The following is a 25091-nucleotide window of genomic DNA, read 5'->3' as shown; positions in this document are numbered from 1 at the left end:
CAGAATGCGCGACCCCGCCGGGGCCCGCGCGCAATGAAGAAACGCGTCAGCTTTGTCCTTTCCACGGGACGAGTTTTCGCTCTGCGAGTCTCATGAGGACGTCGATACCGTATCCGATGATTCCGATGAGGATGATTCCCATGAGGACGATATCGGTGAGCTGGAACTTGGAGGCGGCGATGATCATCATGCCCGCGCCCATCTGCGCGGCCACCAGTTCCGCCGCGACCACCGTGCCCCAGCAGACGCCCATGGCCACACGCGCCCCGGTAAAGATCTCGGGCAGGGAATTGGGCAGGATCACATGGCGCAGCAATTGCCATTTCGACGCCCCCAGGGAATAGGCCGCATGCACCTTGGTGATATTCACCCCCGACACGCCGGCTCGCGCCGCGATCGTCATCACCCACAGCGCCGCAAGGAACAGCAGCACAACCTTGCCGGTCTCCCAGATCCCGAACCAGATGATCACCAGCGGGATCAGCGCAAGCGGCGGCACCGGCCGCATGAACTCGACGATCGGATCGAACCAGCCCCGGAACCAGCCCGACAGGCCCATCGCATAGCCAAGCGGGATGCCCACCAGAGATCCCAGCGCAAAACCCGCCAGAACCCGCATCAGCGAGGCCCCCAGATGCTCCCACAGGGTAAAGTTCTGATAACCCGACTTGGCGATCTCGACAAAGCGGCCCGCCACCGCCTCGGGCGAGGGCAGCCAGATCGGCTCCATCTGCAGGCCCTTGTCCGCCGAGAAGCTCAGCGTGCCCTTGCCGGTCATCGAGACCGTGCCATGGGCCACATCCAGCGTCTCGCCCGGCGCGATCTCACGCCCGTCCACCGAGACCGCCTGCGCCCCCTCGGGCAGACGGATCAGCTGATCGCGCCCGCGCGGCACGCTGGCCACCACGGCGCCATCACCCGCAGGCTCGGCCGGGGCCTCGACACCGGCATAGACGACCACCCTGCCCGATTGCATCTGGCCGCTGTCGGTCCGCGCCTCATAGCTGAACGAGGTTTCCCCCAGAAACGGCCCCGGCACGTGGAAGGGCACCAGCTTCGACCCCGTGAACGCTCCCCACAGCAGGAACACCACCAGGATCGAGATGATCGAGGCCGCCCGGTCCGGACGGATCGCGCTTTCATCCCCGAAGGTCACGGTCTTCAGGCTGGTGAAGTCATTGCGCCGGCCATGGGCGCGACGGATCAGCCCGACCACAAGGGCCGAGCCCGCAAACAGGCCCGCATAGACCAGAAGAATTGCAAAACCGGTCATGCCGCTGCCCCCTGACGACCCATGATTTCCTCTTCCATGTTCCAGATCATCGACAGGATCTCTTCGCGCCGGGCGCCGAATTCCGGCAGCTTCTTGATCTCGCGCAGGTCATTGCCAACGCCCTGATCCGCAAAGGGAAGGTGATATTCCTTGTAGATACGCCCCGGACGCGGGGCCATGACGATCAGACGCTCGCCCAGAAGCAGGGCCTCTTCGACCGAATGGGTGATCAGGATCACCGTCTTGCCTGTCTCCTTCCACAGGTTCAGCACCATCGCCTGCATCTTTTCCCGCGTCAGCGCATCCAGCGCGCCCAGGGGCTCGTCCATCAGGATGACATCGGGATCATTGGCCAGACAGCGCGCCAGCGCGACGCGCTGCTGCATCCCGCCCGACAGCTCGTAGATCGCCTTTTCACGGAAATCCTGCAGACCCACCACCTCGATCAGGTGATCGACATGGGCGCCATATTCGGCCTCGCGCTGGCCCGCCATGCGCGGCCCGAAGGACACATTGTCCCGAACGTTCATCCATTCAAACAGCGCGCCTTTCTGGAACACCACGCCGCGTTCGGCATCCGGCCCGGTCACCGCATGGCCGTTCAGCGTGATCTGGCCGCCCGTGGGCGCCAGAAAACCCGCGATGATGTTCAGAAGCGTCGATTTCCCGCAGCCCGAAGGCCCAAGCACCGACAAGAGCTGGCCGGGTTTCAGATCCAGCGAGACATCCTGCAACGCCTGCACATGCGAGCCGTTGGCAAGATCAAAACGCATCGAGATATTCTTCAGCATCAGGCCGGACATGGGGCCATCTCCTTTTTGCCATGGCAGAAACGGAAGGCACCAAACGCCTTCCACCAAGCGTCAGCGGCCAGACACATCAGAAAGCGCCGACGTGTCGATCAGCGCACCATAGGACGGCAGCACCGAAGGCACGGTCCCATAGTCATGGAAAAAGGCCGCGGCACCGTCCAGATAGCTGCCGACGCGCCCGCCCAGCCATTTGTCAGACAGCAGTTCCTCGACCGGCAGGAATTCGAAATCATCGATCGTCTCGCCTGCCGCGGCCAGTTCCATACCCGCATCCTGGGCTATCACCGGCAGCATCTCGTCACGCTTGTCGCCAGCGTTCCACATCGCATTGGCATCCGCGGTCACCGCAAGGAAATCCGCCAGAAGCTGAGCCTCTTCAGTGGCAAAGCTTCCGGTGGTGGTGATCAGGTCGAAAGAGAGGATGCCGATCTCTTCCTTTTCGGCCCCCGTCATCAGGACATTGCCATATTCCTGCATCCGCGCCAGGGCTCCGCCCCAGCCACAGGCCATGTCCACATTGCCCTGAGACAGCGCCGCCGCACCTTCGGCCGGGGCCATGTCCACGATCGACATGGTCGAGGTATCAACCTGCAGATGCTTCATCAGTTGCAAAAAGGTGTATTGGGCGCCCGTCCCCATCGGAACGGCAACGCGCTTACCTTCCAGTTCCGAAGCACTGTCCTTGTCGATTTCCAGCTGCGCGGCGACGACGCAATTCTCATTGTCTGCGTAAGAGGCCGCGATATCGACGATCTTGAGATCCTGACCCGCCGATGTCGCGCCGATGAAGGGCAGCACCCCCTGGCTGACGGCGATCTGGACATTGCCCGCCGCCATGGCGGCCGACATCGCGGTACCCGAATCAAAGGCAACCCAATTGACCGGAACGCCCAGCTTTTCCTCGTACAGCCCCTTGGCCTTGGCATATTGGAACGGCATCGGCCATTCCTGGAAATAGGCCACCGTTACAGCGTCCTGTGCAAATGCTGGAGACACCGCACCGATCGCGGCCAAGGTCAATGCGGCCCTACCCAGAGAAAGTTTCATCTTCAGCTCCTTGTTGGCAGACAGGCGATGCGCGCCCGTTGCGGTCAATCGGTTTGCCCGATGTGGTTATGGATTGCGGTCGTCATCCCATTCGTTCGCTGCAGAACGATCCGGGCGAGGCCGGGAAGACAACGGTCTTGTTGCCGTTCAGAAAAACGCGGTGATGTGCATGGGCATGGATGGCACGGGCCAGCACCTGGCTTTCCACGTCGCGCCCCAGTGAAACGTAATCCTCAGCGGATTGGGCATGGGTGACGCGGGTGATATCCTGTTCGATGATCGGCCCTTCGTCCAGATCGGCGGTCACATAGTGGCTGGTCGCGCCGATCAGTTTCACCCCACGTTCATGCGCCTGCTTGTAGGGGTTCGCGCCCTTGAAGCTGGGCAGGAAAGAGTGGTGGATATTGATGATCCGGCCAGACATCTTCTGACACATCTGATCCGAAAGGATCTGCATATAGCGCGCCAGGACGATCAGCTCGGCATCGGTATCCTCGACCACGGCCATGATCCGTGCCTCGGCCTCGGGCTTGTTTTCCTTGGTAACCTTGATGCAATGAAACGGAATATCGTGATTGACCACGACCTTCTGGTAATCCATGTGGTTGCTGATCACCGCAACGATATCGATGGGCAGCGCACCGATGCGCCAGCGATACAGCAGATCATTCAGGCAATGGCCGAAACGGCTGACCATGATCACCACGCGCATCTTGCGGGATTCGTCATGGAATTCGTAATCCATCTTCCGGGGCGTGGCAGTTTCCGCGAAACCCTTGCTCAATTCCTCAAGCGAGTTGCCCTTTTCTGACACAAAGCTGACCCGCATGAAGAAACGCCCGGTCTGGGGATCGTCATATTGCGAGCTGTCCGTGATATTGCAGCCCTGCCGCGCCAGATAGTCGGCAATCGCGGCCACCACACCCCGCGTCGAGGCGCAGGTCACCGTCAGGCAGAATTTCGTCATGATGTCATTCCCTTGTTGCGCGACAGGTTGCAGGCGGAAATCGAAAGCAGGGTCATTGGGTCAGCCCCGCCGGTTCAGGCAGACCTCGGGCGCGGGCAAATGCGGTGACCGTATTGGCCAGCAGGCAGGCGATGGTCATCGGCCCGACGCCGCCCGGCACCGGCGTGATCGCACCGGCGACCTTGCGCGCCGAGGCAAAATCCACATCGCCGACCAGAACCTCTTTGCCTTCACGTTCCACCCGGTTGATTCCCACATCCAGAACCACGGCGCCCGGACGCAGCCAATGGCCGGGGATCAGCCCCGGCACACCGGTCGCGACAATCAGGATCTCGGCCTGACGAACCTCGGCCTCCAGATCGCGGGTGCGCGAATGGGCAATGGCAACGGTGCATTTCTCGGCCAGCAGAAGCTGCGCCATCGGCTTGCCGACAATATTGGACGCACCGACCACCAGCGCACGGCGGCCTTCGAGGCTGCCCAACTCGGCACGCAGCAGCATCAGACAACCCAGAGGCGTGCAGGGCACCAGCGCCTTCTGTCCCGTTCCCAGCAGACCGACATTGTTGATGTGAAATCCATCGACATCCTTGGCCGGATCGATGGCCTGAATGACCGCATGAGTGTCGATCTGCGCCGGCAAGGGCAGCTGGACCAGAATGCCATGCACGCTCGGATCGGCATTGAGCCGGGCGATCAGCGCCAACAGATCCTCTTGCGAGGTCTCTGCCGGCAATTGGTGCTCATGGCTCTGCATCCCCGCCTCACGGGTCTGGCGCACCTTGTTGCGCACATAGACATGGCTGGCCGCATCTTCGCCCACCAGCACGACCGCCAGGCCCGGCGTCTGCCCCGTGCTGTCGGCAAGGCGCGCCACTTCATCGCGAACGCGCGTCCGCAGATCAGCGGCAAAGGCGCGCCCGTCGATGACCCGCGCGGTGATGGGTTGTGCCATGGTCACGACAGGGCCTCCGCCATTTCCGGGACAGTCGAGAAGAGGTCACCGACGAGTCCGTAGTCCGCGACCTGGAAGATCGGGGCTTCTTCGTCCTTGTTGATGGCGACGATGACCTTGCTGTCCTTCATGCCCGCCAGGTGCTGGATCGCGCCCGAGATGCCCACGGCGACGTAAAGCTCGGGGGCGACGACCTTGCCGGTCTGGCCGACCTGATAATCATTGGGCGCATAGCCGGAATCGACCGCCGCGCGCGAGGCGCCGACCGCCGCGCCCAGCTTGTCGGCCAGTTTCTCGATGATCGCGAAATCCTCTTTCGAGCCGACGCCGCGACCGCCCGACACCACGCGACCCGCCGAGGTCAGCTCGGGGCGGTCACTGGTGACCACCTCGTCGGCAACCCAGCTGGACAGGCCCGGATCGCCCGCCGCGGCCACGGCTTCGACCGGCGCCGCGCTGCCGTCACCGGCGGCGTCAAAGCTGGCCGTGCGCACGGTCAGAACCTTCTTCGCATCCGCCGATTTCACCGTCTGGATGGCATTGCCGGCATAGACCAGGCGCTCGAAGGTCTCGCCATCCACCACGCCCGAGACATCCGAGATCACCATCACGTCCAGCAGCGCCGCGACGCGGGGCATGATGTTCTTGGCATCGGTCGTGGCCGGTGCGGCGATATGGTCGTAATCACCCGCAAGGCTGACCAGCAGCGCGGCGGCGGGCTCGGCCAGGCGATGACCATAGAGCGCATCCTCGGCCACCAGGACCTTTGCCACGCCCTCGATCGTGGCAGCCGCCTCGCCCGCGGCCTGTGCCGAGGCCCCGGCGCAGAGCACCGTCACATCGCCCAGGGATTTCAGCGCGCCGACCGCCTTGGCGGTGGCATCGCGGTTCAGCTCGCCATTCGTGACTTCACCCAGCAACAGAACAGCCATCACACAACCCCCGCTTCTTTCAGTTTCGATACCAGTTCATCGACCGAGCCGACCTTGATGCCGGCCTTGCGGCCCTCGGGCTCGCGCGTGTTGACCACGGCAAGGCGCGGGGTCACATCGACGCCCAGATCCGCGGCGGTCTTTTCCTCCAGCGGCTTCTTCTTGGCCTTCATGATGTTGGGCAGGCTGGCATAGCGCGGCTCGTTCAGGCGCAGGTCGGCGGTGACGATGGCCGGAAGCCGGACCTCGATGGTCTGCAGGCCGCCATCGACCTCGCGGGTGACCTTGGCGGCATCGCCCTCGATCTCCAGCTTGCTGGCAAAGGTCGCCTGACCCCAGCCCAGCAGCGCCGCCAGCATCTGGCCGGTCGCGTTCATGTCGTTGTCGATCGCCTGCTTGCCGGCGATCACCAGGCCCGGTGCCTCCTCGTCGATCACCGCCTTGAGGATCTTGGCCACCGCCAGAGGCTCGATATCGGTATGCACGTCATCGGCCGCAATCACCAGGATGGCACGGTCGGCCCCCATCGCAAGGGCCGTGCGCAGCGTCTCGGCCGCCTGCTTGACGCCGATGCTGACCGCGACAACCTCCGTGGCGACGCCCTTCTCCTTAAGACGGATCGCCTCTTCCACGGCAATCTCGTCAAACGGGTTCATCGACATCTTCACATTCGCAAGATCAACACCCGATCCGTCAGCCTTGACACGGGCCTTAACGTTGTAATCAATGACCCGCTTTACCGGTACAAGTACCTTCATAGTGACTCCTGCAGAGTTGGTCGGTTGGTCGGGCCCGTCTACGGCGCCCGAAACTGTCTGGCCCGAAGGCCAGACGCTGTTGCTCAAGCACGCATCAGGCTGTTCTGTGGATCATACAGACAGGGATCGACCACGCTGGCCTGGACTGGCTCGCCAATGACCTCGACGGAAAGCGCGGTTCCGATCTCGGCAAACTCCGGGTCGACAAAGCCCATGGCGATGTTCTTGTCGGTGCGATAGCCCCAGCCTCCCGAAGTGATCGTGCCGACGCATTTGCCATCCGAGAGGATGCTGTCACCGCCATGCGCGGGGGCATGGGTGCAATCCAGAACCAGACTGACGAATTTGCGCCGCGGCCCGGCCTTTACATGTTCTTCCAGCGCGGATTTGCCGATGAATTCGGGCTTGTCCAGTTTCACGAAACGATCCAGCGCGGATTCCAGCGGATCGAATTCGGTAATCAGATCCGCCTTCCAATGGCGATATCCTTTCTCAAGCCGCATCGATTCCACGGCTTGCGACCCGAACAGGCGCAGACCATGTTCTTCACCCGCCTTGCGCAATGCCAGATAGGCCGCGTAAAGCTGGTTGTTCGGAACATGGATTTCGTAAGCCAGTTCACCCGAGAAGCTGACCGACATGACCACCGCCGGCGCAATGCCGACAAAGGCATGACGCACCGAAAGCCATGGGAAGGCCTGTGCCGACCAGTCACCGCGTGACGCCGCAGACAGCACATCGCGCGATTTCGGCCCGGCCAGAACAAGAATCGTCCAGTCATTGGTCAAGGATTTCAGCGACACCGAGCCGTCATCGGGCAAATGTTTCTGCAGCCAGTCCATGTCATGGAATTCCGCCGCTGCAGCGGAACCGTACCAGACGGTATTTTCGTCCAGATTGGCCAGCGTTGCCTCGGCCTTGATATTGCCGTGGTCGTTGAGAAGATAGCTGAGCCCGACCTTGCCGATCTTTTTCGTGACGCGCCCGCAGGTCATCTTGTCCAGCCAGTCGCGCGCACCGGGGCCGGTGATCTCGATACGGTTGAAACCATTGACCTCGGTCAGGCCGACAGCGGTCTGCACGGCTTTGACCTCTTCACCGATGACATCGAAGGTCTCATTGAAACGGAAGCTGTGGGTTTCCTCGAAATCGGCGCTCGGCTTGATATAGGCAACACGCTCCCAGCCATTGACGACACCGAATTCCGCACCCTCGGCGGCCAGAACCGGCGTAAGCGGGGTGGTCTTGATCGGTCGCCCCGCCGGGCGGTGTTCATGCGGAAAGTGAAAGCGGAACTCGTTCTGATAATCCTCGATGGCCTTCAGCGCGGTCAGTTCGACATTGCCATGGCCGGTAAAGCGGCGCGGGTCGATGACCCAGGTGTCATAGCAGGCCTCGCCATGCACGATCTGCTGGGCCAGCAACCAGCCGTGGCCACCGCCCTCACCCAGACCGGCACGCAGGCCGATGATGCAGAAGGCATTGCGCTTGCCGGGAATCGGGCCGACCAGAGGCGCGCCATCGATCGTATAGGTGATCGGGCCGTTGACGATCGAGTGGATCCCCACCTCTGTCAGGGCCGGCATGCGTTCGAACGCGCCTTCCAGAACATCCATCACCCGGTCCAGATCGTCCGGGCATAGCGCATTGACGAAATTCGGGTCGATCCCGTCCATGCCCCAGGTCTTGCAGTCCTGTTCATAGAAGCCGACCAGAAGTCCGTTCTTTTCCTGGCGGCAATAGTAATCGCTGATCGGGCAGCGCAGCAGGGGCATGCGGAAATCGGATTCCTCGATGGCCTTGATCGGCTCGGTCAGGAAATACTGGTGCTCCATCGAGGCAACCGGATGATGCACACCCATCATCGCGCCGACCTCGTTCACGCGATAGCCACAGGCATTGACGACGATCTCGCACCGGATATCGCCCTTTTCGGTGTGGACCGTCCAGCTGTCATCCTTGTGCTGGGTCAGCCCCGTAACCGGGGTATGGCGGTAGACTTCGGCCCCGGCAAGCCGCGCACGGCGAGCCAACGCCTGACACAGTTGCGCCGGGTCGATGTCGCCATCCAGCGGATCCCACAGCCCGCCAAGCAGGTTGTCGGTCGAGATCAACGGATGACGACGTGCACATTCCTCGGCGTCGATCACCTCGAACTCGACACCCATGCCCTTGGCGACGCTGGCAAAATGGCGATAACCTTCCATCTGGCGTTCGGTATTGGCCAGACGGATGCCGCCATCGGCATGATGGTAGTTGATGGGATATTCGGGATCGTCGGCCAGTTCCTTGTACAGCTTGATCGAATGGCTTTTCAGACCGACCATCGTCTGGGTGGCTCCGAAATTGGTCACCTGCGCTGCCGAATGCCAGGTCGTGCCCGAGGTCAGCTCGTTGCGTTCGACCAGGACAACGTCAGTCCACCCCTCCTGGGTCAGATGATAGAGGGTCGAACATCCCGCGATCCCACCACCGATGACCACTACACGTGTCTGGCTCTTCATCACTACCTCTTGCGCTGCTATGCGTTGATCTGACCCTAGGTAACGGGCCGAACCACGTTTCGGTCAATCAGCCTGATACCAAGTTCAGAAAATCAGAACGAAGGCCTTGCAATCCTTGAACATCCAGCGCCGGAGGGCTGCCCCCAAGAAATTTATATACAACTGGAATTAATGACTTATTCTTTCGGAAACTGATCCTTAGCCACGCCATGGCCTCGCCGCGTGAAATGCATGTTTTTTAATCAGCCATGCAGCAGACGCGGTCGTAGCGCCAGGCCCACACAGGGAACCCCATGCGTCGATGACTCAGCCAACCCCCCAAGCAAGCGCCGTCCAGCAGACCACCGGTCGTCTTTCCCTGCGTGGCCTGAGGGTGTTCGTTGCCCTGGAGGAATTCGGTTCGGTGGCCGAGGCCGCCAAATCCCTCGGGATCAGCAAGTCCAATGTCTCCCAGCAGATCACCGCCATGGAAACCGGCATTGGCACCAAGCTTTTCGACCGTCGTCAAAAACCGATCACGCTGACTCCGGCGGGCCAGACACTCAGCCTGCATGCGCACCGTGTTCTGGCCACAGTCTCCATCGCCGAAGCCTCGCTCGCAGAATTGAACCTTGCCAGTCTTCCCTTGCTGAATTTCGCAATCATCGATGATCTGGACGCCTCTCTGACGCCGTCCTTGGCGGCCTCGATGCAGGCAAAGCTGCCACGCTGTTTCATCTGCACCTTTTCGGGCCGCTCGGACCAGGTGACTTCACGCCTGCTTTCGCGCGAGGCGGATATCGCGGTCACGGCCAGCATTCCCGCCCAGATGCACAAGTTTCAGGTGATGCAATTGTTGCGCGAGAAGTTTCTGCTGGTCACCGCGCGGGGCACCTATTCCGACAATCTCGACTGGCGCGGTCAGTTGGGTCAGCTGCCGTTCATCCAGTATTCCGATGCCATGCCCATGGGCCGGCTGGTCTCGGCCCATCTCAAGCGGATCGGACATCACTTTCCGCGCAGATTTTCCTTTGAAGCCAGCAGATCGGTCATTGCAACGGTCGCCAAGACCGGTGGCTGGACGATGACGACCCCGCTGAGCATCCTGGATTCGATCAGGTTCAAGGACAGTATCGACATCTGGCCCCTTCCCTTCACGGGGTTGTCGCGCCAGATCTATCTGATCAACCGAATGGATGAACTGGGTTCACTGCCCGAAACATTGGCGCAGCAATGCCGCAGCCTGCTGCAACGGGATGCGGTGGCCGAATTTGCAAGGCTGGCACCCCGGCTTGGCGACGCCATCGAGGTTTACAACGAAACGCTGATCTGAGGCAGATAGTTTCTGCAGATCATGCCTCTGGGTCACGCCATCGGTGCAGGCGCGGCAGGCGAATTTGGGGCGAACCGTGACGAGCACGCGCAGCTGGGCGGGCACGATGTCCAGCCGCGCGATGCGGTCCTCGCCGATCTTGTGCATCTCCCCGCAGCCACAAGGACATTGCAAGCTGTCCGGCTCGATCACGCGCTCGATGCGCGGCAGGTCCTTGGGTAGGTCGCCTCGATTGCGCCGGGCTGCACGCCGGGGTCGGCTCTCGGACGGCGCTTGATGTCTCCTTGAGGCTGACCCTCTCACCTTTGAGCTCCTCATGCCCGCGCAGCAGCGCGGCGACAGCTTCGCGCTGCGCCACGGGAACTGCTGCCAATGCTTGCGCCCGCGCTCTCGCATGGAGCTGGGTCACAGCGCGAGGAAACACGGAAACCTGCCCTGAAAACAGGCTGCGGGCAGGACGTGTAGCGCACCCTGACAGCCGCACAACCGCATCGTGACAAAAGCTCTTGCCGGTGGCATCAATGTGGCCATGTCGATCATCCCGTCGCCTTCCGACTCCCGTCCGTCTCTGCTGGCAACCGTTCGTTCGGTCTGGACGCTGTTGTTCGGCATCGGCCTGCTGATGATGGCAAACGGGTTGCAGGGCAGCCTTCTTGGCGTTCGCGCCGAGGTCGAAGAGTTCGACGCCGCCGTGATCGGCTTCATCATGGCCGGATTCTTCGCCGGCCTGCTGGCGGGGTCGCTGTGGACGCCACGTGCGGTTCGCGTCGTCGGCCATGTCCGGGTCTTTGCCGCGATGTCGGCCATCGCCTCGGTCGCGATCCTCCTGCATTCCCTGTTCGTGAACGAGATTGCCTGGTGGGCGATCCGCTTCGTCACCGGCTTTTGCTATGCGGGCATCTTCGTGGTGGCCGAAAGCTGGCTGAACGAACGTGCGCCGCAGCAAACCCGCGGACAGGTGCTGGCACTGTATCTGGCTGTGACCTTTGCGGGCATGGGCAGCGGACAGTTCCTGCTGAACCTTGCCAGCAGCCGTGCAGCAGACCTGTTCATGCTGGTCTCGGTGCTGATCTCGCTGGCGGTCGTGCCGCTTCTTCTGCGCGCAACCGCTTTGCCAAGCCAGGAAGCCGCGCGCAGCGTGTCCCTGCGCCGTCTGGCATCCGCATCGCCGCTGGGAGTATTGGGCGTATTCATTGCCGGCATCGCCAATGGCACCGTCTTCGGCATGGGGGCGGTCTTCGCCCGCCGCGCCGGCTTTTCCGTCGTTGACACGTCGCTTTTCATGGCGCTTCTGATCCTTGGCGCGGCGCTTTTGCAATGGCCGATCGGCAAGCTGTCCGATCTCATGGACCGGCGCAAGGTCATCACCGGCGTGACCATCGCGGCTGCAATCGCCTGCGTTCTCGCAACGGGCATTTCCGATATAGGCTCGGCACATGCGGCGGCTCTGGTTGCGCTTACCGGTGGTTTGTCGCTCTCGATCCATTCCCTCTCGCTTGCCCATACCAATGATTATCTCGACGCAGAGGAACTGGTCGGCGCCAGCAGCGGCCTGGTGCTTACGCTTGGGGCCGGATCGGTCCTTGGGCCGATCATGGTTGGTGTGGCGCTTGCCTTGCTGGGTCCGTCAGGATTCTTTCTTTGGCTGGCGCTTTGCCATGTTGCTCTGGCCGTCTTTGCCCTTTGGCGCATGATCCGGCGTGAAGCCATGCCGATGTCGGAACAGGGGCCATATGTCCCTGCCCCCCTGCAGGGCACCGAGATTGCCACGGCTGTTGCCGAAGAGGCCTCGCTTGGGGACGACAAGGATCCGTCTTGACCGGGCTACCGCCCCCTCTCGTTCGGGCGACGACGACCGGGGCATCCACAAAATGAACATCAAAGTTTGGAATTGCCCGTTGGATTCCAAGGCACAGCCGAAATTCGGAAAAACTGGATCTATAAAATGGCAAAACTGGACATAGGCTTAACTGGCCACAACTGAGACATTCCTTCTCGTTACGACACCGCGATCAACGTGGTGCGCAAAACAGGGAAATGTCCGATGACCTATATGAAACGCCTGCTGACCGGCACCGTAGCGGCCCTTGCGCTGGCCCTTCCCGCCGCGGCAACCGAATATCGTATCGCGGTCGGCGATGGCGCCGGCGGCACGCAAGAGGCGCTTGGCAAGGCATTCATTGCCGCGCTCGAGGAAGAATCCGGCGGTGAAATGACCGGCAAGCTGTTTCTGAACGGCCAGTTGGGGGATGAGCAGGACACCGTGACCGCCGCCGCCACAGGCACGCTGGATTTCTCGATCCTTGCAATCAACAACATCACCCCGTTTTCGCCCTCGGTGGGCACGCTGACGCTGCCCTATGTGATCCTGTCGCAAGAGGATGCCGAGACCTTGACACAGGGTGAAATCGGCCAGCAGATGATCGAACAGACCATCGAAGATGCAGGCGTGCGTATCATCGGCTGGGGCTATTCCGGGTTCCGGGTTCTGACCAACTCGAAGAAACCTGTCTCGACGGTGGAAGACCTGAAGGGGCTGGTGATCCGGGTTCCCAAGAACGAGATCATGATCGAGACCTACAAGAGTTGGGGTATCAACCCGACGCCAATGGCATGGGGCGAAACCTTCGCGGCTCTGCAGCAGAAGGTCGTGGACGGTCAGGACAACCCTTACATGACTGTCTATGCGATGAAATTTGATGAAGTGCAGAAATATGTCACCGATCTGCATTACATCTTTTCCATCGAACCGTTGATCGTCAGCGAAGCCATGTTCGAAAGCCTGTCCGAAGAGGAGCAGGCGCAGGTGCTGGCCGCCGGCGAAGCAGCAACCCAGGCTTCCGCGCAATTCCTGCGCGATCAGGAAGCCAAGATCCGTGAGGAACTGATCGCCCGTGGCATGGAAATCTCCGAGCCCGCCGACGGAGAAAAGGAGTTCATGGAACTGGCAACCTCAGCGGTCTGGCCCAAGTTCTATGACCAGATCGGTGGCAAAGAGGTTCTGGACAATGTCCTGACTTCGCTGGGACGCGAACCCGCCGCCGACTAAAGCAGGGGCGCCCAAGCGCCCCCACTCCCCCGCCTCTCATCCCTCTCTTCCCGTCGCCCTCCAATTCCGAGGTCCGCCATGACTGCGCTCTGGTCGTTTCTCGACAGGTTCGAAAGCCATGTCTGCCGCATCCTGCTGGCCTGTTTCGTGACCCTGCTTTTCGTGCAGATCGTCGCCCGCCAGATCTTTGGATTTTCAATCACATGGATCGAAGAGCTTTCGATCATCCTGTTCGTCTGGTTCGCCTATTTCGGGGCCTCTTACGCGGCGCGGATCGCGGCGCACAACCGGGTGGGCTTTCACCTGGGGTTCATGTCACGCCCCAAGGCCCGGATCATCGAGGCCATTGGTGATGCCTTCTGGATCATCTTCAATCTGGTCTTCGTCTGGTATTCGGTCGAATTCATCAGCCGTCTGAAACCCTTTGTGAAGGTGCAGACGCTTGGCTGGGAAATGCGCCATGTCTACCTGGCCCTGCCCATCGCCTTTGCCCTGATGACCCTGCGCATCCTGCAGGTCAATTACCTCAAGCTGGTGCGTGGCATTGACCCCACGGATCCGGACAAGGCCGGTGTCGAAGCCGCGCTGGAACTGGCTGCCGAAGAACAGCGCAGCTTCGAACGGGGGAACCACTGATGGATTCCTATCTGATCGAAATCCTCTTCGGAGCCTTTTTCGGACTGCTGGTGCTGGGCGCACCAATATCGGTCGCGCTGGGGATCTCGTCGCTGACGGCCATGCTGTATCTTGGCGACAACCCGATCAAGATGGTGCAGATGGCATGGTCCTCGGTCGGGTCGTTCCCGCTGATGGCACTGCCCGCATTCATTCTGGCAGGCGCATTGATGGAGGCTGCCGGCCTGTCGCGCCGCCTGATCAACGTTGCCGAAAGCCTTGCCGGCCCCTTCACCGGCGGCCTGTCCGCCGCGACCGTGATGGCCTGCCTGTTCTTTGGTGCCATCTCCGGTTCCGGCCCGGCGACGACCGCTGCCGTCGGCATGCTGATGATCCCTGCCATGGTGCGGCAGGGCTACGGGGCGGGCTATGCCGCCTCGGTCACTGCAGCCGCCGGCGGGCTGGGCATCATCATTCCGCCCTCGATCCCGATGGTCATCTACGGCATCTCCGCCATGGGCATGCAGCCGCCCGAAGCCGCGGTCGAGGCTCACGGAATGTTCCAGTCGGTGTCGATATCCAAGCTGTTCATCGCCGGTTTCCTGCCCGGTGTGGTGATGGCCGGTGGCCTGCTGACCATGAACTATATCCGCTGCAGGATTCGCGGCTTTCACGGCTCGTCCGAGCCGCTGTCGGTCCGCAAGATCCTTGAGGCCTGCTACCATGGGTTTTGGGCGCTGCTGGCTCCGGTGGTGATCCTGGGCGGAATCTATTCCGGCTTTTTCACCCCGACCGAGGCCGCCATCGTCGCGATCTTCTACACGCTATTCGTCGGTGCGGTGATCTATCGCGAATTGAACCTGCGCGAACTGATCAAATCGCTGGACACAACCACCTGGCTGGCTGGCCGCGTGCTGCTGGTCCTGTTCACCGCGACAGTCTTTGGCCGCATCCTGGTGGAAAACGACGTTCCCGGCGCGATCGCAGGCGGTATCCTGTCGCTGACGGACAATCTGTATCTGATCTGGGCGATGGTCATCGGCATGCTGCTGATCATCGGCATGTTCATGGAAACGCTGGCCGCGATCATGATCCTCGTGCCGGTCATGCTGCCCGTCGCCTATATGATGGGAATCGATCCGATCCATTTCGGCATCGTCATGATCTGCACCCTGTCGGTCGGCTTCCAGACCCCGCCCCTGGGTGAAAACCTGTTCATCGCCTCGGGCATCTCGGGAGTTTCGATCGAACGGATCAGCCTGCGCGCGATCCCCTTCGCGATCGCCTCGATTACCGCAATCTTCATCATCGCCATCTTCCCGGAAATCGCCCTCTGGCTGCCGCGGCTGATGGGATATTGACACAAAGGAGTCCCCCTATGACCGCCACGACCACACGCACGCTGACCGCCGATGACCTCAAGGCCACCTTTGACGCGTTCAACCGGCATGACCTTGACGGGGTGATGACACATTTTGCCGAAGATTGCGTGTTCTTCACTGTCGCGGGTGACCATGAATATGGCAACCGGATCGAGGGCAAGGAAGCCATCGCCAAAGCCTTCGAAGGCGTCTGGACCGCCATGCCCGACGTGCAATGGGCCGATCACAGCCATTTCATGTCCGAAGACGGCACGCGCGGCGTCAGCCAGTGGACCTTCCGTGCCACCAATCCCGACGGCACCCGGACCGAGGTGCAGGGCGCTGACCTGTTCCGCATCCGCGACGGCCAGATCATCGAGAAACAGGCAATCCGCAAACAACGCCCTGCCGTTCCTGCGAAATGAGGGACGAAATGGATACAACCGCAAAACGATCGGCCAGCGTGCCCTTTGATCCGCTGTATGATCCAATGACGGCCCGCAAGCTGGGTCCGGGCAGTGACTACGCCCCGACCTACTGGATCGGAACCGCAGGCACCCCCCCCGCAGACGATGGTCCCGTCACTGCGGACATGGATGTCGATGTTGCGGTGATCGGCTCTGGGTATACAGGCCTGTCCACGGCCATTCATCTGGCCAAGATGCATGGCATCAAGGCGACCGTGCTCGAGGCCAATGGCGTGGCCTATGGCTGTTCCACCCGCAATGGCGGACAAGCACAGATCAGTTCGGGTCGGCTCAAGCGCAGCGAATGGATCAAACGCTGGGGTCTGGACAGCGCCCGCGCCCTGCATGACGAGGTCGTCGAGGCTTTCGACCTGTTCCGCGGCCTGATCCGCGACCACGCGATTGACTGCGATCCCCAGGATGGTGGCCATTACTATATCGCACACAAGGCCTCGGCCATGCCGTCTCTGGAAAGCGAAACCCGGCTGCTGAACGAGACATTCGGCTATGGCGCGCGCATGCTTGACCGCGAGGAATTGCATCGCACCGTGGTCCGCGATGCCGAGGCCCATGGCGCCATGTGGGAACCGGACGGCGTGTCGATCCATGCCGCCAAGCTTGCCTTCGGTTACCTGCGGGTGGCCCGCGAACTGGGCGCGACCGTGCATCCCGACAGCCCCGTCCAGGGCTGGGAACTGAAAGATGGCGTGCATCACCTGCGTACGCCGGGGGGCATCGTCCGGGCCCGCCGCGTTGCGGTGGCCACGGCGGCCTATGCCCCGCGCAATCTGCACCCGCGCCTGAAGGACCGGCTGATGCCGATCATGTCCAACAGCATCGTGACGCGTGTGCTGACACCCGAAGAACTGGAAGCGGTCGGCATCCAGAAACGCTCGCCGCTGACCGATACACGGACCCTGCGCCACTATTACCGGCTGCTGCCCGACAACCGGCTGCAGATCGGTTCCCGCGCGGCAATCACCGGACGCGATGCCGCCAACCCCGTGCATCTGGAGGCGTTGCGTGAAGGCATGGCCCGCAAGTTTCCGGCGCTGCGCGGCATCGACCTTGACTATAGCTGGTGGGGTTGGGTGGATGTCAGCCACGACATGATGCCCCGGATCACCGGCCTGCCCGATCTCCCCGGCGCCTTCTATGCCCTTGGCTATGGCGGCAACGGGGTGATGTATTCCGCAATGGCCGGGCGCCGCATGGCGCAACTGGTCGCGGGCGAAGCGATCCGCGATCTGCCGATCTTCAACAACGAATTGCCGCATGAGGGATGGAGGACACCCTTCCGGCGGCTGGGCCAATGGGGCCTCTACAAGCTCTACCATTTCCGCGACGAACGCAAATAAGGAAGCGAACGCCATGAAGATGACGACTGAAGAAGCATTTGTGAAGGTTTTGCAGATGCACGGGATTGAGCATGCCTTTGGGATCATTGGCTCGGCGATGATGCCGGTCAGCGATCTTTTTCCGAAGGCGGGGATCCAGTTCTGGGACTGCGCGCATGAGACCAATGCCGGTCTGATGGCGGATGGTTTCACGCGTTCGACGGGCAAGATGTCGATGGCGATCGCGCAGAACGGACCGGGCGTGACCGGTTTCGTGACGCCGGTCAAGACCGCCTATTGGAACCATACGCCGCTGCTGCTGGTGACGCCGCAGGCGGCCAACAAGACCATCGGTCAGGGTGGTTTCCAGGAAATGGAGCAGATGCGGCTGTTTGCCGATTGCGTCTGCTATCAGGAAGAGGTCCGCGATCCCTCGCGCATCCCCGAGGTGCTGAACCGGGTGATCATGCAGGCCTGGCGCAACAGCGCCCCCGCGCAGATGAACATTCCGCGCGACATGTGGACCCAGGTCATCGATGTCGAACTGCCCCAGGTGGTCAGCTTCGAACGTCCCGCGGGGGGCGAGACCGCCGTCTCCGAGGCCGCCAAGCTGCTGTCGGAAGCCAAGTTCCCGGTGATCCTCTCGGGCGCGGGCGTGGTCCTCTCGGGCGCCATTCCCGATCTGGTCAAGCTGGCCGAGCGTCTGGATGCGCCGGTCTGCTCGAACTATCAGCACAATGACAGCTTCCCCGGCAGCCACCCGCTGGCCATGGGCCCGCTGGGATACAACGGCAGCAAGGCCGGCATGGAGATCATCGCCAAGGCCGATGTGGTGCTGGCCCTTGGCACCCGGCTGAACCCCTTCTCGACCCTGCCCGGCTATGGGATCGACTATTGGCCCAAGGACGCCAAGATCATCCAGGTCGATATCAATGCCGACCGCATCGGCCTGACCAAGAAGGTCACCGTCGGCATTCAGGGCGATGCCGCCAAGGTCGCGCGCGGGATCATGTCGCAACTGGCCCCGACGGCCGGAGATGACGGTCGTCAGGAACGCCGCGATCTGGTCGCCCAGACCAAATCGCGTTGGGCGCAGGAACTGTCCAGTCTGGATCACGAGGATGACGATCCCGGCACCGAATGGAATGCCGGCGCGCGCGAGCGTGACAAGGATCTGATGTCGCCCCGTCAGGCCTGGCGCGCCATCATGCAGGCGGTCCCGAAAGAGGCCATCGTCAGCAGCGACATCGGCAACAACTGCGCCATCGGCAATGCCTATCCCAGCTTCGAGGCCGGCCGGAAATATCTGGCCCCGGGCCTGTTCGGTCCCTGCGGCTATGGCTTCCCGGCCATTCTGGGTGCCAAGATCGGCAATCCCGACACGCCGGTGATCGGCTTTGCCGGCGACGGGGCCTTCGGGATCTCGATGAACGAGATGACCGCCTGCGGCCGCGACGACTGGCCCGCCATCACCATGGTGATCTTCCGCAACTATCAATGGGGTGCGGAAAAGCGCAACACGACCTTGTGGTATGACAACAACTTCGTGGGCACCGAACTGGACCGCGACACCTCCTATGCCGGCATCGCCAGGGCCTGCGGCGTGAATGGCGTGCAGGTGCGTGGCGCCGAAGAACTGACCCATGCCCTGCATGAGGCAGTCGAACGCCAGATGAAGGAAGGCCAGACCACCTTCATCGAGGTGCTGCTGAACCAGGAGCTGGGCGAGCCCTTCCGTCGCGACGCAATGAAGAAACCCGTCGTCGTCGCTGGCATCGACCCCGCAGACATGCGCCCCCAGAAGGGCGCAGCCTGATCACGAAAAGGCCCGGCGGAAACAGCCCGCCGGGCCAACCCAAAGGAGTTCAAACATGACAAGCATCGCCGCGCGCCTCGCTGCAACTGACCGACTGCGCGAGCTCTTTCCCGGCTTTGCCGTCTCGGCCCTTGTCGCGGCCACTGCGCAGTTCCTGTCAGACCATTACGGCGCGCCCGCGATGTTGCTGGCGCTGCTTCTGGGCCTGGCATTGAACTTTCTGGCCGAGGACGGCACCCGTACAGCGCCGGGCATCGCGGTGACGGCGCGCAGTGTCCTGCGGCTGGGCGTCGCGCTGCTGGGTGCCCGGATCAGCGTCGACATGCTTGCAGGTCTGGGCGGACCGGCCATCGCATTGGTCATCGCCGGTGTCATTCTGACCATCAGCTTTGCGCTGCTGGCCAGCCGTTTCGTTGGCCGAGGCTGGCGTTTTGCGCTGTTGACCGGCGGTTCGGTCGCGATCTGTGGCGCCTCGGCGGCCATGGCCATCGCGGCAGTTCTGCCCAAACATGAAAAATCAGAACGCGATCTGGTCTTTACCGTGCTGTCTGTCACGGTGCTGTCAACCGTGGCCATGGTCGTCTATCCGATGCTGGCCAATCTGTTCCAGTTCGACGCCCGTGATTCCGGTGTGTTTCTGGGCGGCACCATCCATGATGTGGCCCAGGTGGTGGGTGCAGGCTTTTCGATCAGTCCGGAAACCGGGGAAACCGCGACGCTGGTAAAACTGATCCGGGTGTCGATGCTTGCGCCGGTGGTGCTGTGTTTCTCGCTGGTGATCCGGCAGATGGGACTGGCCGATCAGGATGCTGAAAAACGCCCGCCGCTGTTGCCGGGCTTTGTCGTCGGCTTCCTGATACTGGCGGCGCTGAACTCGCTGGGGCTGATCCCGCCGGTTCTGGCCGATTGGGCCAGCACATTCAGCCGGTGGGCTTTGCTGATCGCCATTGCCGCGGTCGGTATCAAGACCTCGCTTGGCCGGATGCTGGAGGTCGGGCCCGTTGCCGTGATCCTGCTGGTCGCCGAAACCGTCTTTCTGGGCGTCTTCATCGTGACGGGGCTTCATCTGTTGGGATAGGCGCCACTCCCTGTCCTGAAACCGACACATCCGGGGGCGGCCGCACCGCCCCCGTTCCGCACTGATCCCGCTTTTCCTGAAAGGGTATCCGCCATGAAACCGCTAGATCGCATTCACGACGCCGCCCGCGCAAATCCCCGCCATATCATCCTGCCCGAGGGCGATGATCCCCGTGTGGCTGATGCCGCGGCCCGCCTGACACAAGAGGGACTGGCACGCGTGACGCTGATGAATGGCCCGGAAATGCCTGGCGTCACGGCCCTGCGCCCGGCAGAAGCCCCCGATCTGGCCGAACTGGCCGATCATTGGCACCAGATGCGCGCGGCCAAGGGGCTGACCGCCGCCGCCGCGCTGGAAGAAATGCGCGACCCCATCCGCCAGGCCGCGATGCGGGTGCGTCTGGGTCAGGCCGATGGCACTGTCGGTGGCGCGGTCGCCACCACCGCCGACACAGTGCGCGCGGCCCTGCAGATCATCGGACGTGCGCCGGATGCCTCGATCGTGTCCAGCTTCTTCCTGATGCTCTCCTGCGGACCCGACGCACCGATCAAGGGGGGGATGATCTTTTCCGATTGCGGGCTGGTGATAGATCCCAACGCCGAGGAACTGGCCGCCATCGCCCGATCGGCCGCGCAATCCTGTCGTCAGGTGCTGGCCGAGACCCCGCGCGTGGCGCTGCTGTCCTTCTCGACGGCGGGATCGGCCAACCATCCCAGCCTTGACAAGATCCACAAGGCGCTGGCCCTGATCCGCGAACAGGAGCCGGAGCTGGAGGTGGATGGCGAAATGCAGTTCGACGCCGCGCTCGACGACGCCATCCGCGCCCGCAAGGCACCGGGAAGCCGCCTGACAGGGCGTCCCAATGTCTTCATCTTCCCCGATCTTGCGTCGGGAAATATCGGCTACAAGATCGCCCAACGCCTTGGCGGCCTTACCGCCATCGGACCCATCCTGCAGGGCCTTGCAAAGCCCGCGAATGACCTGTCGCGGGGATGTACGACCGAGGACATCGTCTCGGCGGCCTTGATCACCGCGATCCAGACCAAGAAGACGGTCATGCAGGAAAGCTGATCACCGGCAGGCAATTGCCTGCGATCCCGAGAGGGCCTATTGTCTGCCGACTTTCCCGAGTTGGCAGGTTCTGACGTGGCGATCCCTCCTGAAGTGTTTCTTTTGCCTGCTCGAAGCGACGCGACGCTGCAACAGCAGATCCAGCAGGTCGTGGCCGAGGCCATCGTCTCGGGCCGCTGCGCGCCGGGCGAGAAAATGCCTTCGACGCGCCGCCTGGCCGAACATCTGGGCGTGTCCAGAATCACGGTAACGCTCAGCTACACCGAACTGGTGGCGAATGAATATCTGGTGTCGCGCGACCGCTCGGGCTACTACGTGGCCGATACCGCACCCACACGCCCGATTTTTGCCGATCCGGCGCGCAGGGATCAGGGCGGTGTCGACTGGCAGCGCAAGTTGCCGCGCCCGACCCCGCTGCGCGAAGACATCCTGCGACCGCCAAACTGGAACGATTACAAATACCCCTTCATCTACGGTCAGTCGGATCCCGACCTGTTCGACCACGGCAACTGGCGCAACTGCGCGATGCGCGCGGTCGGGCGGCGCGATTTCGACACGCTGGCGCAGGACCACTACCAGAATGACGATCCGATGCTGGTCGAATTCATCCTGCGGCAGATTTTGCCCCGACGCGGTATCAGCGCCAATCCCGATGAAATCCTGATCACTCTGGGCGCGCAGAACGCCCTGTGGATGATTGCCCAGGTCCTGCTGACCGAGGGGCAGAGAGCCATTCTGGAAAACCCCTGCTATCCGGGATTACGCAAGATCCTGGACCATATGCGCTGTATCGAAACCCCGGTCGATGTCGATGCGGGCGGGCTGCCGCCGGACATGATCCCACCGGACACCGATGTCGTCTTTACCACACCCAGCCATCACGCACCGACCAATGTGACCATGCCACTTCCACGCCGGCTGGAAATGCTGGAGCGCGCCCTGCAGGACGACTTCCTGATTGTCGAGGATGACTATGAATTCGAGATGTCCTTTCTGAATCCGCCCTCGCCCGCATTGAAATCGCTGGATCACGCGGGCTCGGTCATCTATCTGGGATCATTCTCGAAATCCATCTTTCCGGGGCTGCGGCTGGGATATGTCGTCGGGGCCCCGCCGCTGATCCAGGAAATGCGCCGCCTGCGCGATGTCGTGATGCGCCATCCTCCCAGCCATATCCAGCGCACGACGGCCTATTTTCTGTCGCTTGGCCATTATGACAGCCAGCTCAGCCGCATGGCGCGCGTCTATGGCAAGCGCCGCGCGATCATGGAGGAATGTATCAACGAATTCGGGCTGACACCTGCGGGCAAGGCGATGCATGGCGGGTCATCCTTGTGGATGAAGGCCCCGCCGGGCGTCGACACCACGCAGCTTGCACTGGAACTGCGCAAGTCGAGCGTCCTGATCGAGCCGGGTAACGCTTTCTTTGCGCGCAGGAACCCGGACAAGTCACACTACCGGATCGCCTATTCCTCGATCAATGCCAATCTGATCCGCGATGGAATGGGTCTGCTGGCCGAGGCCATCCGGGATGCCGAGAGAAAAGCCTGAAGCAGGCGCGGCCTTCACACCGTCGCGGCCAGTTCCGCGGCGGTCTGTTTCAGCAGCGGCAGATATTGCAGCGCATCCTCGGGCTGCAGCCGCTGCACGGGCGCATGAAAGGACAGCGTCCCGAACATGCGATCCAGATCGTCCCGGATCGGCACGGCCAATGCGATCATCCCGTCCACCATTTCCTGATTGTCCGCGCCATAACCGCGCTCGCGCGTCAGGGCGATTTCCGCCGACAGCGCCTCGGGCGAGGTAATGGTGCGCGGCGTGCGTGGCGACAGGTCCAGCCGCCGCAGCAAACGGTTGAACTGGGCTGTCGACAGGGTAGACAGATAGGTCTTGCCCGCCGAGGTGCAATGCAGCGGCACGCGGCTGCCAATCGGCAGACGGATGCGCAGTGGCCAATGCGTTTCCACCCGGTCAACATAGATCATCGCATCGCCATCGGGCATCGAGATATTGCAGGTCTCACCCACTTCTTCGGCCAGACGCTGCAATATGGCGATGCGCTCCCGGCGCAAGCCAGGGCCGCTGAAGGTATTGGCAGACATCCGGCGCAGCATATGCCCGGCGACAAAGCCACGTCCGCCAAGATCGCGCATCAGCCAGCCGTCCTCTTCCAATGTCTGAATCAGACGATGGATGGTGGGCTTGGGCAAATCCAAGGCCGCACCCAGATCGGCAGCCGACAGCGGAACGGCGGCTTCGGCCACGGTTCTCAGGATATACAGAGGGCGCAGATTGGTCTGTGGCACCTTGCCGGCATTTTCCTGGCCCTCTTCATCCGGATTTCCTGTCCGCATCCGCACCGTCCTTTCCTATCGTCCCGGCAGCAGGATCGTCGCCAGCGGGGGCATCACCGCAACCAGGATCCAGACGGTCAGCAGCGCTGCAAGATAGTAGAGCGCATAGCGCAGCAACCGCATATAGGGAACCCCGGTCACGCTGGAGGCTACATAGAGGTTCAGCCCGTAGGGCGGCGTCACGAAACCGATCGAGGCTCCGACCAGGAAGATCACCGCGAAATGGATCGGATCCATGCCGTTTGCCGCAGCAAGAGGTGCCAGGATCGGCGCCAGGATAATGGTCACGGGAAGGCTTTCCAGCACCATTCCGGCAACAAAGATGATCGCCATCGAGGCCGCCAGCACGATCCAATAGCCCCCCAGCCCTGCCACCCAGGTGCCGATTGCTTCTTGCGCGCCCAGCAGCGACAGGATTTGCTGCATCACGACCGAAATTCCGATCAGCGGCGCAAGAATGCCGGTGATCTGTGCCGAGCGCATTGTGATCGAAGGCAGGTCGCGAATGCGGAACCCTTCGACCAGCAGGCTGGCACCATAGCTGGTAGGGCGGCCTTCCTGATCCACGCCCGAGGCGACCAGCGGGAACAGCCAATGGCTGAGAACGCCGACGATGACGCAAAATCCGACCGTGACCGCTGCGGCCTCGGTAGGTGAGAACTTGCCCGTATAGATTCCCCACAGAACCAGCCCGATGGCAAAAAAGCCCAACCAGGCCCCGAATGCCGTCCGCAGAACCCGGGTGATGTCAAAGGGGATGATATGGCCCCAACCATTATATTTGGACAGCACCCAGCAGACCAGCTGCATGCCGACGACCATCATCACGCCGGGAATGATACCGGCGACGAACAGGTCCGAAATCGGCAGGTTCATCAGGAAGCCATATACGATGAAGATGATCGAGGGCGGAATGATGATGCCGACCGTGCCACCGGCCGCAGCGGTGGCGGCGGCAAAGCGTGTGTCATAGCCTCCCTTGACCATCTCGGGATGCATCATCGAGCCGATGGTGGCGGTGGTGGCGGAATTCGATCCCGAGATCGCCGCGAACAACCCGCAGGCTCCGATAGCTGCCATGGCCAGGCCACCGCGCAGCCAGCCCAGAATGGAATAGGCGAAATCGGACAGCCGCCGGGCAATGCCAGCCTTGTTGATCAGATCGCCGGTCAGGATGAACAGCGGCATGGCCAGCAGCGCGAAGCCGTTCGAAAAGGCATAGGTCAGGGCAGCACCGATATTGTCAAAGGTCATGCCCAGCACGACCGAACACCCTATGACCCAATAGGCGATCACCAGAAAGACCGGGACGCCCAGCATGAACAGGCCGGTGACGCCCAGGGAAATCAATGTGATCCAGGTTGAATCAGTCATCATGGCCTC

General features: G+C 62.0%; 21 protein-coding genes and 1 pseudogene. 11 read left to right on the top strand and 11 right to left on the bottom strand.

The features are described 5' to 3' along the window. Positions 1-46: 46 nt before the first annotated feature. The 8 genes from JHW44_RS16750 to JHW44_RS16715 form a co-directional block, all read right to left on the bottom strand. A complete protein-coding gene (locus tag JHW44_RS16750; protein ID WP_272850354.1) occupies positions 47-1273 on the bottom strand; it encodes an ABC transporter permease in 1227 nt (408 codons plus the stop codon). Beyond that, positions 1270-2076: a taurine ABC transporter ATP-binding protein gene (locus JHW44_RS16745; protein WP_089346208.1), complete on the bottom strand. Its 807-nt coding sequence runs from the start codon at positions 2074-2076 to the stop codon at positions 1270-1272. Before JHW44_RS16745 ends, JHW44_RS16750 begins: the two co-directional genes overlap by 4 nt. Before the next feature lie 60 nt (positions 2077-2136). Continuing rightward, entirely contained in the window at positions 2137-3132 is a 996-nt protein-coding gene (locus JHW44_RS16740) for a taurine ABC transporter substrate-binding protein (protein ID WP_272850353.1), read from the bottom strand. 82 nt (positions 3133-3214) lie between these two features. Beyond that, a complete protein-coding gene (gene purU, locus JHW44_RS16735; RefSeq protein WP_089346198.1) occupies positions 3215-4099 on the bottom strand; it encodes a formyltetrahydrofolate deformylase in 885 nt (294 codons plus the stop codon). 52 nt (positions 4100-4151) lie between these two features. Next, positions 4152-5042, bottom strand: coding sequence for a bifunctional methylenetetrahydrofolate dehydrogenase/methenyltetrahydrofolate cyclohydrolase FolD (gene folD / locus JHW44_RS16730; protein ID WP_089346200.1), 891 nt, complete (start codon positions 5040-5042; stop codon positions 4152-4154). Between the two features lie 14 nt (positions 5043-5056). Beyond that, positions 5057-5986, bottom strand: coding sequence for an electron transfer flavoprotein subunit alpha/FixB family protein (locus tag JHW44_RS16725; protein ID WP_272850352.1), 930 nt, complete (start codon positions 5984-5986; stop codon positions 5057-5059). Further along, entirely contained in the window at positions 5986-6744 is a 759-nt protein-coding gene (locus JHW44_RS16720; protein WP_272850351.1) for an electron transfer flavoprotein subunit beta/FixA family protein, read from the bottom strand. The genes JHW44_RS16725 and JHW44_RS16720 overlap by 1 nt, the downstream gene beginning before the upstream one ends. 83 nt (positions 6745-6827) lie before the next feature. Continuing rightward, positions 6828-9248 (bottom strand): GcvT family protein, encoded by a 2421-nt coding sequence (locus tag JHW44_RS16715; protein ID WP_089346042.1) that lies wholly within the window; start codon positions 9246-9248, stop codon positions 6828-6830. A gap of 301 nt (positions 9249-9549) precedes the next feature. Here JHW44_RS16715 and JHW44_RS16710 point away from each other — a divergent pair, with 301 nt between their 5' ends. Further along, positions 9550-10560 carry a LysR family transcriptional regulator gene (locus JHW44_RS16710; protein ID WP_089346043.1) on the top strand — a complete coding sequence of 337 codons (1011 nt, stop codon included), beginning with the start codon at positions 9550-9552 and terminating at the stop codon, positions 10558-10560. A gap of 27 nt (positions 10561-10587) precedes the next feature. Here the strand turns inward: JHW44_RS16710 and JHW44_RS16705 are convergent. Beyond that, a pseudogene (locus tag JHW44_RS16705) lies at positions 10588-10800 on the bottom strand (IS66 family transposase zinc-finger binding domain-containing protein); the annotation flags it as partial. A gap of 253 nt (positions 10801-11053) precedes the next feature. On the opposite strand from JHW44_RS16705, the gene JHW44_RS16700 reads away from it, so the two are divergent. The 10 genes from JHW44_RS16700 (at position 11054) to pdxR (ending at position 22905) form a co-directional block, all read left to right on the top strand. Next, the gene (locus tag JHW44_RS16700) at positions 11054-12379 is read left to right on the top strand and encodes an MFS transporter (RefSeq protein WP_143811509.1); all 1326 of its coding nucleotides are present in this window, start codon (positions 11054-11056) and stop codon (positions 12377-12379) included. Between the two features lie 225 nt (positions 12380-12604). After that, positions 12605-13609 (top strand): TRAP transporter substrate-binding protein, encoded by a 1005-nt coding sequence (locus JHW44_RS16695; protein ID WP_089346045.1) that lies wholly within the window; start codon positions 12605-12607, stop codon positions 13607-13609. A gap of 78 nt (positions 13610-13687) precedes the next feature. After that, complete coding sequence (locus tag JHW44_RS16690; protein WP_089346046.1) at positions 13688-14245, top strand: TRAP transporter small permease; 558 nt, start codon at positions 13688-13690, stop codon at positions 14243-14245. Beyond that, positions 14245-15585, top strand: a complete 1341-nt coding sequence (locus JHW44_RS16685) for a TRAP transporter large permease (RefSeq protein ID WP_089346047.1) — start codon at positions 14245-14247, stop codon at positions 15583-15585. Before JHW44_RS16690 ends, JHW44_RS16685 begins: the two co-directional genes overlap by 1 nt. Before the next feature lie 17 nt (positions 15586-15602). Then, positions 15603-16010, top strand: coding sequence for a nuclear transport factor 2 family protein (locus JHW44_RS16680; RefSeq protein ID WP_089346048.1), 408 nt, complete (start codon positions 15603-15605; stop codon positions 16008-16010). 8 nt (positions 16011-16018) lie between these two features. Then, the gene (locus JHW44_RS16675) at positions 16019-17410 is read left to right on the top strand and encodes an NAD(P)/FAD-dependent oxidoreductase (protein WP_089346049.1); all 1392 of its coding nucleotides are present in this window, start codon (positions 16019-16021) and stop codon (positions 17408-17410) included. Between the two features lie 13 nt (positions 17411-17423). After that, a complete protein-coding gene (gene xsc / locus JHW44_RS16670; protein ID WP_089346050.1) occupies positions 17424-19205 on the top strand; it encodes a sulfoacetaldehyde acetyltransferase in 1782 nt (593 codons plus the stop codon). Positions 19206-19260: 55 nt separating this feature from the next. Further along, complete coding sequence (locus tag JHW44_RS16665) at positions 19261-20283, top strand: YeiH family protein (protein WP_089346051.1); 1023 nt, start codon at positions 19261-19263, stop codon at positions 20281-20283. Between the two features lie 93 nt (positions 20284-20376). Continuing rightward, on the top strand, positions 20377-21354 hold the full coding sequence (pta, locus tag JHW44_RS16660; RefSeq protein ID WP_089346052.1) for a phosphate acetyltransferase: 978 nt from the start codon (positions 20377-20379) through the stop codon (positions 21352-21354). A gap of 75 nt (positions 21355-21429) precedes the next feature. Beyond that, positions 21430-22905, top strand: a complete 1476-nt coding sequence (gene pdxR, locus JHW44_RS16655) for a MocR-like pyridoxine biosynthesis transcription factor PdxR (RefSeq protein ID WP_089346056.1) — start codon at positions 21430-21432, stop codon at positions 22903-22905. Between the two features lie 14 nt (positions 22906-22919). Here the strand turns inward: pdxR and JHW44_RS16650 are convergent, their stop codons facing one another. Together JHW44_RS16650 and JHW44_RS16645 are read right to left on the bottom strand one after the other, a co-directional pair. Next, the gene (locus tag JHW44_RS16650) at positions 22920-23708 is read right to left on the bottom strand and encodes an IclR family transcriptional regulator (protein ID WP_089346053.1); all 789 of its coding nucleotides are present in this window, start codon (positions 23706-23708) and stop codon (positions 22920-22922) included. A gap of 15 nt (positions 23709-23723) precedes the next feature. Further along, positions 23724-25082, bottom strand: coding sequence for a TRAP transporter large permease (locus JHW44_RS16645; protein WP_089346057.1), 1359 nt, complete (start codon positions 25080-25082; stop codon positions 23724-23726). Positions 25083-25091 lie beyond the last annotated feature (9 nt).

It is taken from the genome of Paracoccus seriniphilus (genome assembly GCF_028553745.1).
Taxonomy (GTDB): domain Bacteria; phylum Pseudomonadota; class Alphaproteobacteria; order Rhodobacterales; family Rhodobacteraceae; genus Paracoccus; species Paracoccus seriniphilus.
Note: the sequence above shows the minus strand (reverse complement) of the source record. Positions and strands in the feature narration are given on the sequence as shown.